This is a genomic window from Marinomonas algae, from assembly GCF_047525555.1.
Classification (GTDB): domain Bacteria; phylum Pseudomonadota; class Gammaproteobacteria; order Pseudomonadales; family Marinomonadaceae; genus Marinomonas.
In genome coordinates, this window is record NZ_JBLIXK010000003.1 from 49,375 (window position 1) to 65,914 (window position 16,540).

A 16,540-nucleotide genomic window follows, 5' to 3' on the forward strand; every position below is an offset into this window, starting at 1 on the left:
GCTTTCTCTATTGATGATTCAGTTAGGCTGTCGTTGCTAAGTAACGATCTTCCAAATATTGCTGTGCAAGTTCCACGGTGCCTTTTGTGTAAGCTTCTAACCCCGCTTCGATGGCGGTTTCTGTTTCGGAGTGTGTGGCAATCCAAGCCGTGAGCAATAAGCGTCTAAACAGGATAAAAGTAGGAATCATGGCTTCGTGTTCTTGGCTTAAAGGTCTCATTGTTCGGTAACCTTTCAGCCATGCGGTGATTAAATCGGGAACGTGTGGTGAGTCTTCGTAAAATGAAATGGCAGAGGCAAAATCGTACATAAACCAGCTGAAGCCGCAATCATCAAAATCGATCACTGACAAGGTGTTTTGATCAATAAGCAAATTTGCCAAACGTAAATCTGCGTGAACCAAACCAAATCTATCAGGCGCTTCTCCATAAATAGACAGCTGACTTTCGAGCTTTTTACATAAGTTTTCTAGAACCGCTTTACCTTCTTTTTCTAATCCTAAGGCTTGTCGCCAATTTCCCCATAATGGGTTGTCCCCAAAGCTGGTTTCAAACGTCCAGCTTTTACGAATGAAGTTCTCAGGTGTTTGCCATTGGCTCGCATGAAGGTGAAGCTGAGCCGATATTTTTCCAAGCAACTCAAAACCTGCAGTAAGGGAATCATCTACCGAAGGCTCTGAACCTGCCATAAATTCAAAAGCGACAAGATGTCGTGTTTGTCCTTCATCATCAAACGAGGCGATGTAAGAGCCATCGTCTAAAGGCAAAGGCGCAGGAATGTTAATGGTCGAATCTTGGCGCAGTGCGTTAATCCAAGCGATCTCAGAGGCGATTTCTTCAGAAGAATGATAGTTAGGTCGATGGACACGAACAATGATTTTGGTTTCGAGAGCCTTATCTTTTGAAGTGCTGTCTTCAACAATAAAAGTGGCATTTTCGGAGAGGGTTAATAAGCGAACATTCGCGCTTTCACTCATTCCCCAACGATGCTTTAGAAGGTTCACGCCTTTGCTTAGCCTGTTAATGAAATCTGAGTTGTATATGTCTGACATCAAAGCGCTCTCCAAGAATCAATAAGGTATTAATAATAATATTTTGTTTGACTTGCAACATTTTTATGTTGATTTCCAATTTTTATGGGTGGATTATAAGAACAATCGAACGATTTCATTATGAGGAGTGTTTTCATGCTGACCCCAATTAAAGATAAAGTAACCATAGTCACTGGCGGCTCGAAAGGGATAGGTAAAGGCATAGCAAAAGTCTTTGCTAAAAAAGGTGCCAAGGTAATGATTGCGGCACGTGGTGAAGACTCTGCCAAAAAGGCTGTGGATGAAATCTTGGCTGATGGCGGTATTGCAGATTACTTTCTTTGTGATGTTTCTGATTGGGAAGCTGTTCAAGCATTAATCGCGACCACGGTAGAAAAATTTGGCAGTGTTGACATTCTGTGTGCCAATGCGGGCATTTTTCCACAAATTAAATTGTCAGACATGGAGCCGAGCGATTGGGATGATGTCATGTCTGCCAATCTCAAAAGTACTTTTTTAACCGTCAAAGCTTGTATGCCTATTTTTGAGAAACAAAATAAAGGTCGGGTGATTGTTACTTCTTCTATTACTGGCCCGATTACCGGCTATCCAGGTTGGTCACATTACGGCGCTTCCAAAGCAGGGCAACTTGGTTTTATTAGAACCGCCGCAATGGAATTAGCTGGTTTTAATACGACTATTAATGCTGTCATGCCGGGAAATATTGCCACTGAAGGATTGGATGACTTAGGCGAAGAGTATCTTGCTTCTATGGCGGCTTCCATCCCATTAAAGAAGTTAGGGGCGGTGGAAGATATTGCTAATGCTGCGCTGTTTTTTGCTTCTGACGAAGCGGCTTATATTACGGGTCAGCAAATTGTCGTGGATGGCGGTCAAATTCTTCCAGAAAGTATGGATGCGATTGCCGAGATGTAGAATCAAGAGTCATGTCTTAGGCGTTAATGTTTAAAGGAGTAATGGCTTTAGTCATTACTCCTTTTTCGTTCTGTTTTATAAAGACGAATAGGCCAGTGGGCTGATTTTTAATTTAAGTATCCGCCCACGGCTTGTAGCACTTCTTTTGTGTTTCTGTCTGACACCCAAACTGCTAAGGCGGTTCTTTCTTGGCCTTTTTCTGGAATACTCGGTAGGAGTAATTTCCAGCTTTGAGTACCAGGAAGCGTTAAGTAGTTCAAAGCGACGAAGTCGTGGTGCAGCTGGCGATTTCGGTTTTCTCCTGCTTTTACATTCGTAGACAGCCCCATGCCAAGGTAAGTGACGTGCAGTTCCATATCTTGGTTTTGGCTATAGTTCACGTCCAAAATGTTGTTGTCATTTAAGACGACACTTAATTCCCCCGAGGTTTTATTAGATGCAGGAAGTGCTTTTTGTCCTCGAAACCAAGCACGCCATTCTTTATTATCAATAACAAATCCTGGAGTATACATTTGACTAATGTGCCCAACACGAGCGTAAGTTTGTTGGCGTTGTGTATGAACAGGTGATGCGAAAGGATCTTCCCAACCAATGTAATTCCAATAATCTACGTGGAATGCAACAGGGACTAAACCATCAAAAAGAGCGGGGTGATCTTTTAGTGTGGAGAGCCATTTGTCTGCCGGTGGGCAACTACTGCAACCTTCCGAGGTATAAAGCTCAACAAGTTGCGCTTGTTTGGTTCCACTATGCCATTCTTGTGCTTGAATAGTGTGTACCTGAAATATCAAAAGTGGCATTAATGCTAAGCTGGCGCGAAGTAAGGCTTTCATCTGACGGCTCCGTGGTGGTTTTTATATCTGATTTCAAAAACAAGGATCGGTTCCAATGAATTATGAAGAGGGTGAATTAATGTGTGAAGTTTCTGTGAGTTCTACTTTAGCGTTAAACCCAATGCCGCAAGAAACCGTTTGGTGGATGCCTCGCCATGAAGAGAAACTGGCACTCAAAAATTCTATGTCTCGTGTGGATTTGGTGTTTTTAGGGGATTCCATTACGCAAGCTTGGGAAAAAGAAGGCGCAGAGGTTTGGGATGAGTACTACGCACCACGTCATGCGTTAAATCTTGGGTTTAATGGCGACCGTACAGAAAATATTTTGTGGCGTTTGGAGCATGGCGAAGTGGATGGTCTTCAACCTAAATTATTGGTTTTGCTGATTGGCACCAATAACACAGGTCATCGACAGGATTCACCGGAAGATACAGTCGAAGGCATCAAGCAGATTCTCTCTGTACTATCTAAGAAGTTGCCGGAAACGAAAATTTTATTGTTGGCTATTTTTCCCCGAAGTGCGAAGCCGACACAAACATTACGAGTTTTAAATGACGCTATTAATCAAAAAATTCAGCATTTTTCGGACAATCAGCGCGTATTTTTTCTCGATATTAACCATCACTTTTTAGATGAAAAGGGGTGTTTAACTAGCAATGTGATGAATGATTTTCTCCACCCAAACGCAAGCCAATACAGGGTTTGGGCGGAAGCGATAGAGCCTTATTTGTCAAAATGGCTGTGAAAGCAGCCAGCCTATATGAAACAAAAACTCAGTATTACTACTTAGTTTTGTCTACGTATTCTCCTATTCAGTTCGGTATTCATACGAATTGTTTGCGCTTTCTATTCACGCGATTATCTGTCCTGCACAATTATGTAAAACAATAATAAACGAAACCTTTGCGTATCGATGTATGTTTGCTACTTGGGCTTGAATGAACAAATGTTTGTCAAAGCCGCTTTCTAGTCTCGCATAAGTGGGTGTCATTAGGTTTCTTCACATGACAGCAGGATGATAAAAACAATGAAATCCTTAAAAATCACAACTCTTGTTACTGCCGCGGCCGTTACTATTAGCGCTTTCTCTCTGCCTGCTTTTTCAGCAGACCGAGTGTACAAACTAAAGATGGCCGAAACTTGGTCTTCTAACTTCCCTATCTTTGGTGATGCGCCACGTAACATGGCAAGCATCGCTGAAAAAATGTCTAACGGACGTCTAAAAATCACCATTGATTCAGCGAACAAACACAAAGCGCCACTTGGTGTATTTGATATGGTTCGTTCTGGTCAATACGACATGGGTCACTCTGCTTCCTATTATTGGAAAGGCAAGGTGCCAAACACACTTTATTTCACAACAATGCCATTCGGTATGACGACACCAGAACAATATGGTTGGTTCTATGAAGGTGACGGCATGGAATTGATGGAAAAAGTGTATAAGCCTTTCGGTCTATTATCTTTCCCTGGTGGTAACACGGGTAATCAGATGGGCGGTTGGTTCCAAAAAGAAATCAACTCTCTTGAAGATCTTCAAGGTCTGAAAATGCGTATTCCAGGTTTCGCTGGTGAAGTAATGGCGAAATTGGGCGCTAAGCCAACAAACATCGCATCTGGTGAGCTTTACACAGCCCTTGAACGTCGTACTATCGATGCACTAGAGTGGGTTGGACCATCACTTGATTTACGTATGGGCTTCCACAAAATCGCACCTTACTACTACACAGGTTGGCATGAGCCAGCGACTGAACTTCAGTTCCTAGTTAACGAACGTACTTGGAAAAAACTACCTGAAGATCTTCGCGAAATTCTACGTGTTTCTATGAAGCTAGCTTCTTACGACATGTACATCCAGTCTTACCACGAGAGTGCGAAAAACTGGGCGACAATGAAAACGGAATACCCAAATGTTCAAGTAAAAACTTTCCCGCATGACGTATTGGTTGCTATGGAAGAAGCAAACCAAGAACTACTTGATGAGAAAGCAGCAGCGGATCCGTTAGCGAAAGAAATCCTTGATTCTCAAGCGAACTACATGAAACAAGTACGTGTTTGGACAAACATCTCCGACCGTGCTTACCTTGATAGTGTTGATAATCTAGCGAAATAAGACCTCTACAGGGTGAGAGCATGGACAAATGTGCTCTCACCCTTTTTTATTTCTAGGAGTTTGTTATGTTTTTAGTGAGCCTAGAACGAGGTATTACTCGTTTCTCAAATCTACTCGGTGTTGTCTCCACAGTTTTATTCATTGGCCTGTTATTCAACGTGTTTTATGACGTGTTGATGCGCTATGTTTTTAACGATGTGTCTATTGCAATGCAGGAACTAGAGTGGCACTTATATGCGGCGATTTTCTTGCTAGGTATTCCTTACGGATTACAACATGGCGGGCATGTACGCGTGGATTTGATATACGAGAACTTGCCACTTAAAGGCAAAGCGTGGATTGATTTACTCGGTTGTGTGTTTCTTTTGATACCTTTTACCTTACTAGTTGGCTACTACGGTGTCGGTTTTGCCCAAGAAGCTTACCTTTTAGGTGAAACAAGTGGCGATCCTGGTGGTTTGCCTTATCGTTGGATTATTAAAGCGGTGATTCCTTTTGCCTTTTTCTCTATGGCAATCAGTGGTTTAGGAATGATGATTCGCTCTATTAATGCGATCCGTGGTGTGAGTGAAGAAGGTTTTTCTCATCCGCCTATCCAACACTAATCCAAGTCATTATTTTAAGCTAGTAGGTCATTTATGATTGGCATTATCATGTTTTTTGTTGCTCTAGTAATGTTGTTACTGGGCTTCCCTGTCGCCTTTACTTTTGGCGGTATTGCGTTGATCTTCGGTGTATTTGCCGAAGGTTTTGATATGTTTGCTTTTATGCCGTTCCGTATACAAAGTTATATGGAAAACACCGTCATGATGGCAGTTCCTCTGTTTATTTTCATGGGCATCGTATTGCAGAAAACCCGATTGGCGGAGCAGTTGCTTGAAGCCATGGGTAAATTGTTTGGCGGTGTTCGTGGTGGTTTGGCAATTTCGACTATCTTAGTTGGCGCTTTGTTAGCGGCATCAACCGGTGTTGTTGGTGCGAGTGTTGTGGCAATGGGTCTTATCTCTTTGCCTGTTATGTTGAAATACAACTATGACAAGTCTTTGGCCTGCGGCACCATTTGTGCGTCTGGTACATTGGGACAAATTATCCCACCATCGATTATTCTGATCATCCTAGGTGATGTGTTGGGCATTCCAGTCGGCGACCTTTTCCAAGCGGCGCTTGTGCCTGGTATGGTTCTGATCGGTTGCTACATTGTTTATATTTTAATTGTGACTTTCATGAACCCTGAAATGGCGCCAGCTATGCCTCAGGATGAAAGTGGTGAGACTCGTCAAGAGCAAATCATTAGCGCATTGAAAGCGATTATCCCACCATTGGCTTTGGTTCTAATCGTATTGGGTTCTATCTTTACCGGTATTGCGACACCAACAGAGTCTTCTGCATTAGGTGGCGTTGGTGCGATTATTTTGGCACTAATCTACGGCCAGTTCAGCTGGAAAATGCTTTACGACAGTGGCTTAGAAGCAGTTAAAGTAACCGCGATGGTCTTCGCGATTCTAATGGGTGCGACAGCCTTCTCGATGGCCTTTAGTTACACAGGCGGCGATTACATCGTTGAAGAAGCATTGTTGAGCTTACCTGGCGAAAAATGGGGCTTCATCATCTTAGCTATGATTGCGATTTTGATCTTGGGCTTCTTCATCGACTTCGTTGAAATTGCCTTCATTATTGTACCAATTCTAGCGCCAGTGGCTGAAGCTTTGGGCATCAACATGGTGTGGTTTGCGATCTTGATTGCGATGAACTTACAGACGTCTTTCTTGACGCCGCCCTTTGGATTCAGCCTCTTTTATCTCAAAGGTGTGGCTCCAAAATCTGTTCGCACAACGGACATTTATAAAGGGGTTATGCCGTTTATCATGATCCAAATACTTGTACTTGCCAGCATCATGATTTTCCCTGCATGGTACGGCATGGGCTAAAGTAGCCATGGGAAAGTTAAACATTTTGTGAATAGGCTGGCCTTATTCACAAAATGTAAAGTCAAAAGGAAGCGAGCTTTGAGCTCGCTTTTTTGTTTTTGTGCGTTTTCAGGTTAAAGTGACCCATTACGCTTCTTACATTCTATAAAACAGGTCTTGCCGAGTGGGCTTAAAAAGTAAAATCATCCTATTAGCTGTTGCGCCGCTGATTCTTGCGACGGCCATTATTATCTATCTGAGCCTACAATCTGCCCAAGAACTGGCGGCAGAAGAGTTGGCAATTTATGAATACAATCTAGTCAACGCGAAAGAAAAAGCCCTTAAAAACCACGTTAATATTGCCTTGTCCGCGATTACATCTGTTTTAGAAAACGATCAGATGGATGATGCGACGGCACAGGAAGAAGTAAAAAGAATATTAGAAAACCTACGCTACGATGAAGATGGCTACTTTTTCGTTTATGAAATGTCAGGTGTGAACCTTGTTCATCCCACTATTCCAGAGTTTGTCGGCAAAGATTTATGGGCGTTTCAAGATCGCTCTGGTAACTATTTGATTCAAGGTTTGATTAATGCCGCTCAAGCTGGTGGTGGCTTCCATCGATACGTTTGGGAGAAACCGCCATTAATGCGATTAGAAGACAAACTCAGTTATGTTGTTGCCATCGACCGATGGAATTGGATGATGGGAACGGGCCTTTATTTAGACGATATTTACGATGAGCTAGCAAAAACAGAAGCGACCATGAACCGTAATATTCAAGGGAGTTTTTTTGTTGTCATTGTTGTCGCGGTTATTACTGTTCTCTTGGTGATTTTGTTGGGCGTGGTGATTAATCTCCATGAACATAAGTTGGCGGACACTCGCTTGAATGCGGTTGCTCAACGCTTTATGCGATTACAAGTAAACGAGCGCCGAGGCTTCTCAAGAGAGCTTCACGACGGCATTAACCAATCGCTTGTGAGTTGTAAGTTTCGTATAGAGTTAGCGGGCAACAAATTACGCCGTAACGATAGCCATGAAATTGTTCAAGAAGAGCTATTAAAAGCCAGTGATTTAATCAGCCAGACCATCAATGAAGTGAGACAGATCTCGCATAACTTGCGTCCTACTTTATTGGATGATTTAGGATTAGATACGGCGATACGCTCCTTGATAGACCAATTTTCTGAGCGTACGGAAATTGATGTGGATTACCGCTTTGAAGTGACGAGAGAGATGTCAGATGAAGTGGAAATCAGTATTTATCGACTCACTCAAGAAGCCTTAACCAACATTGAAAAACACGCGGAGGCGAGTTCAGTAAGGCTCGTATTGCGACAGAAGAGTCAGAAAATTGAGTTCGAATGCCGAGACAATGGCAAAGGGATTTCAGATAACCCAGAGCCGGGAATTGGCTTTATTAATATGCGAGAGCGCTTAGAATTGATCGGTGGTGATTTCCATATTGCCTCTCAAAAAGGCCAGGGAACTTGGGTCTATGCCGCTTTCCCTGTGTAGTTTTTATATAAAATATTAGAGCGAATTAAGAATATGACAACCTTGCCTTCTTTGTTACGAGTATTGCTAGTAGACGACCACACCTTAGTTTTGGATGGCCTTCAAGCTCGCCTAGAATTAGAAGGAAACATACAAGTTATTGGAACGGCAACCAATGGTTTAGAAGCGCTGGATAAAGCCAAAGAGCTGAAACCAGACTTAGTATTAATGGACGTTTCTATGCCAGTGTTGAACGGGTTAGAAGCGACAAAACGCTTTAAAATCGAACAACCAGACATAAAAATCCTGATGCTCAGTATGCACAACGACAAGGAATACATCATGTCGTTGATTCAATCTGGAGCAAATGGCTATGTGCTAAAAGACGTATCGTCTGAAGAGTTGGTTCAAGCCATTAATACAGTTCATCAAGGTGGCACCTATTTTAGTTCTGGTGCTTCAGACGCCTTGTTCGCACAAACCTCTTTAGAGCAAAAACACGAAGAATTAACAAAGCGCGAAACCGCTGTGCTGGTGGAAGTAGCAACGGGTTTATCAAATAAAGAGATAGCGCAAGTATTGGATATTAGCGTTAGAACGGTAGAAACCCACCGACAAAATATTAAAAACAAACTGGATATTCATACCTCAGCAGGCTTAGTGAAATACGCATTGGCTCATCAGCTGATTCAGTAGCTTGCTAATGAAAAGCAATACTAAACAGAAGTGACTATGTGCCGAGTCCTGAAACACTCTTAAAGGAGGGTCAGAACTATTTAGTGTCTCATGGAGGGCTTTGTAAACTTCCTCTCTATTATTGATAAATTGTTTAAGATTAAGCCAATCGTTTAATGAAAGGGGAGTGTCATGTTACGCAAATGGGTATTGAGTTTATGTATTAGCGTTTTTGCTATGACGCTAGTAGCCGCACCAGAAGAGAAAGCCATAGAGCAGACGATGTTTGAATTGGAGCGTAGTGTAGCGATTCTTCAGCTATCTAAAGCCAATTTAGAAGATTATAAAAGCATGAATGACAAGGTAATGTCTTTAGAAAATAGAGTGGACTTCTTTGCGGTTTTAACACTGGTTTTATGTTTTATATTAGCAGTTTTGTTTGTCTTTTTGTGTAATCAACACAAACGTTTATTGGCGATAGAAAAAGTAAAAATGGCCGAACCTATAACCGAGGAATAAAGGTTGTGCTTCAGAGCGACAATCGGTGCACATTCCTCGTACATCAAAAAGAGTTTTGACCCGATTTACCGTATCTTGCAGATATTTGAAAATGACATTCTTTCTTGTAACTGCCGCCTACCTCGACGGAATGTCATCTTTCACCCAAGTTCAGTACTCTAACTGTTGCGTCTAGGGTGTTCGTTTTATCTCAAATGGTTTTGAGGCAGCTGTGATTGACCAAGAACAGCAACAACCAGAATAAAGCCATCTTCTTTGGTAAAGTAAGCCGTGTGCTTACCAACAGGGAAGTAGAATCCGTTTGGATACAATTCATCACAGCTTCGCCCAACAGCAGGGTTATCAGCCAGCATTTGAAAAGCTGTAAGTAGGCTGTCTTTGTAGTTATTCCACTGTAACTCGGAAAAATTAGCGACGGTGTCGCTTTTGATTTTGCGTAGATGAATTTGAGCCAATTTACTTAGCTTATATTTGTTTGATTGCATATTTTGGCTACAGGGTCTTTAAGAATGTTTCGCCATCAATAACATGACCTTGTGCTAGGTCTTCTTTTGCAGACTCAAAGCAATATTTAATGTAATCCGCTTTCATCGCTTCAAGTTCTTCGTAGTCTTTAATAGACATAACAACGACAGCATCTTTGCTGTTTTTACTGATTTTAACGGGCTCTCGTTGAGCACTGAGAAGTAGCTCACCAAAATTACGCTTAGCGTCATTTGCGGTTAATGTATACATGTACAAATTCCAAACTCGGGTTAACAATAGGATTATAGGTGTTTGTGCGAAATGTGCAATTTAATTAAATCGTGCGATTTTTAACACTATCGTTTGACCTCGCTCTAAGTTGTTGGGCTTTGCTCCCAATTTAGCATTCCGCCTTCGACGTAGGTCACACTTCAGTGTGACAACACCCCAAGGATCGAACCCCTTTTTGAGCCACAAAACCTCACAATCACAAAAGACATCATCAAAAAGGGCTTTGACCCAAACTCAGCCGAGTTACTTGTGCTACAACATATGAAATGGAACTACATCTTTGGAAGCTCTTTTTAGAGGAAAGCTAAATGGCTTATGATTAAAGATCTATCGACGCAGCAGAAACAAGAGGAAAACTGCGCGCGCGGTTTTTTATAGATATTAAAATTGACAGGATTGCTCTAGAGCGAGAGTATTAAAGGCTTACAAAGGGAAGTGTTAATTTCAACGGTCTGAAAAAACGCTTCGTACAAAGCCGCTTAAGCGGCAGAATAAACTGTTAGGTTTCTATGGAGTCAGTCATGTTTAAAATGGATAATAATCAAATCATGGAACTGTGTAATTTTGCATATATGGCCGATAAAGAAGCACGAAGTGACTTAGTTGGTGGGTATATAGCAACTGAAAATGATTATACTTCAAACTTTACAGGTGCTTTACGAAGAATAATTAATGCAAATAGTAAAACAAAATTAACTGCAACTTCTTATTTATTATCTCCAGCAGATGAAAGGTTAAGTGGATGTGATGCTACGATAATCCTTACTTCAAATAATTATTTTAAAGTCATTACTTTTGAAGCAAAGTACCCTCGAATGTCAAAGAAATACTATAACTGGGACTATTCGCAAACTTCAACTGGCTTATCTCACTTTTCAGATCAACTTGAAAGGCAAAAACGATTTTCTAGCATGCATGCAATTTTTGAGATGTTTTATTGTGACCTACCGTACTCTAAACAGCCTGTTTATATGCAAAATGATGTTTCATCTTGTGTATGGCATAAAGACGCAATTTCATTCGATAGCAAACGAAAAAACACTAATCAAGTTTGGTCTTCTACAGATTTAGAAAATCTATTAAAAATCGGTAATTTATCAATTGATAAAATTCTACATGAGGTCTGTATTTGTTCTCAAGGTAAGCCTACAAAATGTTTCGGTAAAATCACAGACATAGCGCAAGAGTTCTCACTTTTTGGTAATGTGCTACATATAGCTACCTCTGATAGCGAACCTGACGATTTTGAAAATTGATATGTGAGGTCTGAAACCTAACAAGAAATTAAACAAGGACAAAAAACAGTTGGCTTTTTGTTTACTACGTTCACCTATTTTAGCCAACAATTTTTTGCCTGTTAATTGGGCGTTAGTGAGGTTCCTTCTACAGTGCCTATTAAAGAATCGAAGCTAAAAGCTTTTCAGGATTTTCGAGATGTATTGTCTATGTACAACATAAAGACAAAAGAAGAGCTCATTTTAATTGCAGATGAACGTTATGATATACATTCAGTACTTATTGAACATTTCAAAAAGAATTGCTGGGGATACACTGAATTGAAGACCTATGATGGTCATTATTGTTTAAAAGATTACCCAACTGTAGGGATGTATACTTTTCTATATCAAGAGCGAGGTTTAGTGCGTCGTGAAAATAAATGTTTTTCTAGCTATTCCGCTTGTTTGGTTTATGGGATATTTTTGGATAAAGACTTCCTAAGTGTCCTTTGAATATATCGCCACTAACAAGTACCAGCACAAACAGGCACTTCGTGCCTTGGACTCGCAACAAGTTGCTCGCCTGTGTGGTGAGCGTTAGGCATTTAAGAGTAGTATGAAGAAATTACCAGAATTTTTGTTTGATATAAGTAGGTGGGGTGCTTTTAAAATCCCCGCCTTTTCCTTGGGTGCTGTTGCTCTATTACTTATTTTTAGAGATGTGAATAATCCTAAAGAAATACTGTTTATTCAGGAGTTAATTCGTTTCTCAATAGGTTCCGCCATCATCTCGTACTGTCAATCGTTGGGGTATTCAACTTATCGTCTAAATGCAAAAAAGGAAGATTTGCCCATATATATTCAAGTAATTTTTATGATTCTACATGTCAGTTGGTTTATATATTGGCTATTGATTAAAAATGCCTAACAAGCCGCTGTAGTTCGCTCACTGCGTTCGCTGGGACAAATTATCGCTGGCTCCCTGCGCTGCGCTTGGTATTATAGCCAGCAATAATTTGCCCCTAAGCGGGGCGTTATAAAGCATGGTCATAAAATGTTGAAAACGGACAGATTGTTGCTTCGCCAATGGACAGAGGAGGATTTTCTTCCTTTTGCTGAATTGTGTAGTGACAAGGAGGTGATGGAGTATTTTCCTAAGCTTCAAACTCAAGAAGAAAGCTATAAAATGGGGGAGAAAATTTTATCTCTTATTAATGAGCGTGGCTGGGGCTTTTGGGCAGTCGAAATCCCTGACCAGCATAAATTTATAGGCTTTGTCGGTTTGCATATCCCAACTAAGAAAATGCCATTTTCGCCCTGCGTAGAAATTGGTTGGCGGCTATCAAAAAAGCATTGGGGTAAAGGGTATGCAACCGAAGCAGCCAAAGAAACTTTAAGATTTGCATTCGAGACGCTAAACCTAAACGAGGTTGTCTCATTTACAACGTTAGCCAATAATCGCTCTAAATCCGTTATGCAAAGAATTGGTATGCATGATAGCGCTCAAAACTTCATGCATCCCGATATTGAGGCATCTCATCCTCTGTGTGAACATGTTTTATATAAAATTAGTAAATCAGAGTGGCAGCAAAATACCTTATAGCAAGCACATTAAAAATCGTCCTCAAAAAACTTAGGCTGTACTCGCTACCACTCGCCTTTTATTCGGGCATTACATTTCCTATTAATCATCGTAATGCCCACCAATCGCGAAAATATAAATGTATTCGTCATCAAATTTGTAAATCAGTCGATCTTTTTGTGAGATACGTTTCGACCATAATCCAGATAAATTGTGTTTTAACGGTTCTGGTTTGCCTAAACCTGAGCTAGGATCTGAACGCAACATTTCTTTTAGAACCTTACATAAAGACTTATGTAATTTTTTATCCTTCTCTCTTAGTTGCTCATATACTAGCCACGTTTTACCTTCAAAGATTAGTGATCTCATCTAACTGCTCTTTTGTCGGTTGATAGCCTTGATTCGTGGTATGAGTTTTCATTGATTCCGCTATTTGTTGCATTAAGCTATTACTTTGTAAAACATGCAGTGTTTCTTGTTCGCGCTCCCAATCATCAACGCTCATTACAATAAAATCGTCACCAGCACGTCTCGTAACCTTTAAGGGCTCGTGGTCGTTTGCGGTTTGCTCAACATAAGATTTCAAATTATCTCTAAATTGATTCACGCTAATGGTATTCATAGTAAGTTCGCCTTTATGTACGGTAATGTCGTACATTTTAATATAGAAACATAACAAGTCAACGAAGCTGGTCGTCTTACACATGCTATTATTGAATGCTTTAGTAAAAAGGAGTGTGCTTTGAAACCCTCTACTCATCCTTTGTTTTGGCGAGATAGCGCTTTGCCTTTTGTCGAGCTTCGACAAGTTCTGGACGGACGAGACGTAAGCTATGCGCTGCATTCCCATGAAGAGTGGTCCATCGGCGCGATTCTCAATGGGCAGAGTGAGTTCTTGTGCGCAGACCGTCGTCATGTCGTGGAGTCTGGCGCTTTGGTGATGATGAATCCGAATGTGGTGCATGCCTGTAATCCGAGCCAGAATTCACCTTGGGCGTATTATATGATGCATCTGGATAAAGCTTGGTTAGCGAGTTTATTGCATGAATATAAAGTGAGAAATATCACTCATTGGCAAGACAGTTTATTGGATACGCTAACGGACGATGTTTTTTATACGGACTTTCTTAACCTGTGTGAAAGCCTGATGTCCGAAGAGATATCCGCTAATGAAAAAGAGCAGGTATTAAAAACCTATTTTGTGGATTTGTTCTCTTACTTGGATAGCTCGGTGGCGGGTGCTGAAAAACAGCGACTGACTCACAAGCTTGATCATGTGGCGGAGTATTTACATCATCATTGTTTAGATGAAACGCCCATTGATGAGATCAGTGGGCAGTTTGGTTTCAGTGCGGCGTATTTTGTGCGAGCTTTTAAACGCCATTTTAATATGACGCCCCATGCCTATCGTTTAAATCGCCGAGTCCAATTAAGTCAGCAAGCGCTAAAAGAAGGTCAAGCCATCGTAGACGTGGCACAAGCAGTAGGCTTTAGCGATCAGGCACATTTTCAGCGTGTGTTTAAAAAGCGAGTGGCGGCCACACCCGATCAGTATCGCCGTACCTTTTCCCTGTCGGGCGCTGCCCTTAAATAATCAGCAACACACAGCTGCCCGCCAATAAAACCGACAGGGTTTTGTTCATCAAGCGCATCTTTGCTGGGCTTTGAAAATAGCGACCTAACATGATGCCAGCCAACACCCACACTCCGAGCGATAGCCAGCAAATCGGCAAGTATAGACTTGCGAACAATAGAACTTGATCGGTTGTCGCTTCTGGAATGTAAGCGGCAATGCCAGAAACAGACGCTAACCAAGCCTTTGGGTTGAGCCACTGCATAATGGCACCTGTCATAAAGGTTGGTTCTGCTTTGGAAGAGTCTGTATTAAGGTCGCCGCTGTCTACGAAGAGTTGGTAGCTTAGGTATAACAAAAAGGCGATGCCAAGCCATTGTAATACCTGAGTTATCCAAGGCAGCGCCACCATGACATGTTGCAGTCCTAATCCAATCAGCAAAAACAGCGCGATAAAACCTAATGTCGCGCCAGTGATATAAATTAACCCAACTCGTTTGCCATAACGGGCACTGCCGCTTAAAGACAGAAGGTTCACAGGGCCGGGTGACAAAGAAGCGGCCAAGGCAAATACCGACATAGACGTGATTAGGGAAAAGGTCATAAGATGTTTCTCAGAAATTTAAACAGGCGCTTACTATCGTCTTTGAATTGCCTTTAGTATTGAACGAAATTGACCTTATAAGGGTTTTCGAAAATTCTTTGATGTTTTCCTGCTTTGCGGGTCAGCTAAGATAAAGAAGCATTTATATTGAGGAAGAGAACGATGTTAACAAGATTGGCGTTTATTCTGTGTTTGAGTCTTTTCATGTCGGCGTCAATGGCGGCATCGGAAGAAAGCAGCATGGAAGAAAGTGAAGAGTTGGCTCAAACTGTGTTTGAGTTAGAGCGCAGTGTTGCCATCTTGCAGCTTTCTAAGGCGAGCTTGGAAGATTATCAAGTCATGAATGAGAAAATGGCTCGTATCACTTCTCTTGAAGGCAGAGTGGAGTTCTTTGCTGTGCTTACCTTTATTTTGTGTATCGCTCTGGTGGCGCTTTCTCTGCAAGTTCGTCATCAGCATAAACGACTACAGGCTTTAGAGTCGTCGAGAGAAGAAGCCAACGCGGATAGTTAATCACTTAGCTTTTACTCAACTACGCACATTGGTGTGTTGGCGATTGGGTCTCGGTGGATTTGTGCGTTTAATGAGAAAACGGTTTTCAACATGTCTTGGGTGAGGACGTTTTCTGGTTCCCCTTGGGTGATGATTTCGCCGTCTTTCATGACGATCAAGTGGTCACAATAACGTGCCGCTTGGTTGATGTCGTGAAGTACTGTGATGATTGTTTTGCCGGACGAATTCAGCTTTCTGAGAGTTTGCATTAATTCCACTTGATGGCTCAAATCCATATAGGTCGTTGGTTCGTCCAACAATAAATACGGCGTGTCTTGCGCTAATGTCATGGCCAACCAAGCGCGTTGGCGTTGTCCGCCAGACAGTTCGCTTACCAGCTGTTCACCCAATTCGGTAATGCCCACTTGCGCCATCACATCGTTAATAATGCGATTGTCTTCCTTGTTTAAACGTCCCCAAAAACCAGTGTAAGGGCTGCGACCGTAAGCCACTAAGTCTTTCACTTTCACGCCTTCTGGAATCGGTTGTGTTTGTGGCAGCAGAGCCAATTCCTTTGATAATTGGCGAGAAGGCATTTGATGCAAGTCTTGATCGTTCCAAAACACTTGGCCTGTCATGGGTTTTAGAATGCGCGCCATGGCTTTTAATAAGGTGGACTTTCCGCAACCATTTGGTCCTAACAGAGCGATGATTTTCCCTTTCGGAAGCCCAAAGCTCACCTTTTTCACAATGGCTTTGCCGTGGTAGCCAACGGATAAATCTTGAGTGCTAAGTGACATAA

General features: G+C 41.7%; 22 protein-coding genes. 14 read left to right on the plus strand and 8 right to left on the minus strand.

What is annotated here, in order from left to right; genetic code table 11:
* Nucleotides 1-22: 22 nt before the first annotated feature.
* Nucleotides 23-1,051, minus strand: coding sequence for a phosphotransferase enzyme family protein (locus ACMUMQ_RS06410; protein ID WP_414681181.1), 1,029 nt, complete (start codon nt 1,049-1,051; stop codon nt 23-25).
* 135 nt (nt 1,052-1,186) lie between these two features.
* Here ACMUMQ_RS06410 and fabG point away from each other — a divergent pair, with 135 nt between their 5' ends.
* Nucleotides 1,187-1,966, plus strand: coding sequence for a 3-oxoacyl-ACP reductase FabG (gene fabG / locus ACMUMQ_RS06415; protein WP_414681182.1), 780 nt, complete (start codon nt 1,187-1,189; stop codon nt 1,964-1,966).
* A 107-nt stretch (nt 1,967-2,073) separates the two neighbouring features.
* Here fabG and ACMUMQ_RS06420 read toward each other — a convergent pair whose 3' ends face one another.
* Nucleotides 2,074-2,799: a DUF1223 domain-containing protein gene (locus ACMUMQ_RS06420; RefSeq protein ID WP_414681183.1), complete on the minus strand. Its 726-nt coding sequence runs from the start codon at nt 2,797-2,799 to the stop codon at nt 2,074-2,076.
* A gap of 55 nt (nt 2,800-2,854) precedes the next feature.
* Between ACMUMQ_RS06420 and ACMUMQ_RS06425 the strand changes: the two genes are divergently transcribed.
* From ACMUMQ_RS06425 to ACMUMQ_RS06455, 7 genes are all read left to right on the plus strand, one after another.
* Nucleotides 2,855-3,544, plus strand: coding sequence for a platelet-activating factor acetylhydrolase IB subunit (locus ACMUMQ_RS06425; protein WP_414681184.1), 690 nt, complete (start codon nt 2,855-2,857; stop codon nt 3,542-3,544).
* 282 nt (nt 3,545-3,826) lie between these two features.
* Complete coding sequence (locus tag ACMUMQ_RS06430; protein ID WP_414681185.1) at nt 3,827-4,912, plus strand: TRAP transporter substrate-binding protein; 1,086 nt, start codon at nt 3,827-3,829, stop codon at nt 4,910-4,912.
* Between the two features lie 65 nt (nt 4,913-4,977).
* Nucleotides 4,978-5,517, plus strand: a complete 540-nt coding sequence (locus ACMUMQ_RS06435) for a TRAP transporter small permease subunit (protein ID WP_347983313.1) — start codon at nt 4,978-4,980, stop codon at nt 5,515-5,517.
* Nucleotides 5,518-5,550: 33 nt separating this feature from the next.
* A complete protein-coding gene (locus tag ACMUMQ_RS06440; protein ID WP_414681186.1) occupies nt 5,551-6,840 on the plus strand; it encodes a TRAP transporter large permease in 1,290 nt (429 codons plus the stop codon).
* A 163-nt stretch (nt 6,841-7,003) separates the two neighbouring features.
* Nucleotides 7,004-8,341, plus strand: a complete 1,338-nt coding sequence (locus ACMUMQ_RS06445) for a cache domain-containing protein (protein WP_414681187.1) — start codon at nt 7,004-7,006, stop codon at nt 8,339-8,341.
* A gap of 33 nt (nt 8,342-8,374) precedes the next feature.
* Entirely contained in the window at nt 8,375-9,016 is a 642-nt protein-coding gene (locus tag ACMUMQ_RS06450; protein WP_414681188.1) for a response regulator, read from the plus strand.
* A 171-nt stretch (nt 9,017-9,187) separates the two neighbouring features.
* On the plus strand, nt 9,188-9,514 hold the full coding sequence (locus ACMUMQ_RS06455) for a hypothetical protein (protein ID WP_414681189.1): 327 nt from the start codon (nt 9,188-9,190) through the stop codon (nt 9,512-9,514).
* A gap of 185 nt (nt 9,515-9,699) precedes the next feature.
* Here the strand turns inward: ACMUMQ_RS06455 and ACMUMQ_RS06460 are convergent, their stop codons facing one another.
* Nucleotides 9,700-9,999 (minus strand): type II toxin-antitoxin system RelE/ParE family toxin, encoded by a 300-nt coding sequence (locus ACMUMQ_RS06460; RefSeq protein WP_414681190.1) that lies wholly within the window; start codon nt 9,997-9,999, stop codon nt 9,700-9,702.
* A gap of 7 nt (nt 10,000-10,006) precedes the next feature.
* Entirely contained in the window at nt 10,007-10,249 is a 243-nt protein-coding gene (locus tag ACMUMQ_RS06465) for a type II toxin-antitoxin system Phd/YefM family antitoxin (RefSeq protein ID WP_414681191.1), read from the minus strand.
* 542 nt (nt 10,250-10,791) lie between these two features.
* Between ACMUMQ_RS06465 and ACMUMQ_RS06470 the strand changes: the two genes are divergently transcribed.
* The 4 genes from ACMUMQ_RS06470 to ACMUMQ_RS06485 all read left to right on the plus strand — a co-directional run bounded on the left by ACMUMQ_RS06470 (nt 10,792) and on the right by ACMUMQ_RS06485 (nt 13,090).
* A complete protein-coding gene (locus ACMUMQ_RS06470; protein WP_414681192.1) occupies nt 10,792-11,526 on the plus strand; it encodes a hypothetical protein in 735 nt (244 codons plus the stop codon).
* A gap of 132 nt (nt 11,527-11,658) precedes the next feature.
* Entirely contained in the window at nt 11,659-12,000 is a 342-nt protein-coding gene (locus tag ACMUMQ_RS06475) for a hypothetical protein (protein ID WP_414681193.1), read from the plus strand.
* Between the two features lie 103 nt (nt 12,001-12,103).
* Complete coding sequence (locus ACMUMQ_RS06480; RefSeq protein WP_414681194.1) at nt 12,104-12,415, plus strand: hypothetical protein; 312 nt, start codon at nt 12,104-12,106, stop codon at nt 12,413-12,415.
* A 126-nt stretch (nt 12,416-12,541) separates the two neighbouring features.
* The gene (locus ACMUMQ_RS06485; RefSeq protein WP_414681195.1) at nt 12,542-13,090 is read left to right on the plus strand and encodes a GNAT family N-acetyltransferase; all 549 of its coding nucleotides are present in this window, start codon (nt 12,542-12,544) and stop codon (nt 13,088-13,090) included.
* A gap of 81 nt (nt 13,091-13,171) precedes the next feature.
* Here the strand turns inward: ACMUMQ_RS06485 and ACMUMQ_RS06490 are convergent, their stop codons facing one another.
* Nucleotides 13,172-13,438, minus strand: a complete 267-nt coding sequence (locus ACMUMQ_RS06490; RefSeq protein ID WP_317005892.1) for a Txe/YoeB family addiction module toxin — start codon at nt 13,436-13,438, stop codon at nt 13,172-13,174.
* A complete protein-coding gene (locus ACMUMQ_RS06495) occupies nt 13,419-13,691 on the minus strand; it encodes a type II toxin-antitoxin system Phd/YefM family antitoxin (protein ID WP_414681196.1) in 273 nt (90 codons plus the stop codon). Before ACMUMQ_RS06495 ends, ACMUMQ_RS06490 begins: the two co-directional genes overlap by 20 nt.
* Nucleotides 13,692-13,811: 120 nt before the next feature.
* Between ACMUMQ_RS06495 and ACMUMQ_RS06500 the strand changes: the two genes are divergently transcribed.
* A complete protein-coding gene (locus ACMUMQ_RS06500) occupies nt 13,812-14,663 on the plus strand; it encodes a helix-turn-helix domain-containing protein (RefSeq protein ID WP_414681197.1) in 852 nt (283 codons plus the stop codon).
* Here ACMUMQ_RS06500 and ACMUMQ_RS06505 read toward each other — a convergent pair.
* Entirely contained in the window at nt 14,656-15,246 is a 591-nt protein-coding gene (locus ACMUMQ_RS06505) for a LysE family translocator (RefSeq protein ID WP_414681198.1), read from the minus strand. The genes ACMUMQ_RS06500 and ACMUMQ_RS06505 overlap by 8 nt on opposite strands.
* A 162-nt stretch (nt 15,247-15,408) precedes the next feature.
* Here ACMUMQ_RS06505 and ACMUMQ_RS06510 point away from each other — a divergent pair, with 162 nt between their 5' ends.
* Entirely contained in the window at nt 15,409-15,759 is a 351-nt protein-coding gene (locus tag ACMUMQ_RS06510; RefSeq protein ID WP_414681199.1) for a hypothetical protein, read from the plus strand.
* Nucleotides 15,760-15,770: 11 nt separating this feature from the next.
* Here the strand turns inward: ACMUMQ_RS06510 and fecE are convergent, their stop codons facing one another.
* Entirely contained in the window at nt 15,771-16,538 is a 768-nt protein-coding gene (fecE, locus tag ACMUMQ_RS06515; protein ID WP_414681200.1) for a Fe(3+) dicitrate ABC transporter ATP-binding protein FecE, read from the minus strand.
* Nucleotides 16,539-16,540 lie beyond the last annotated feature (2 nt).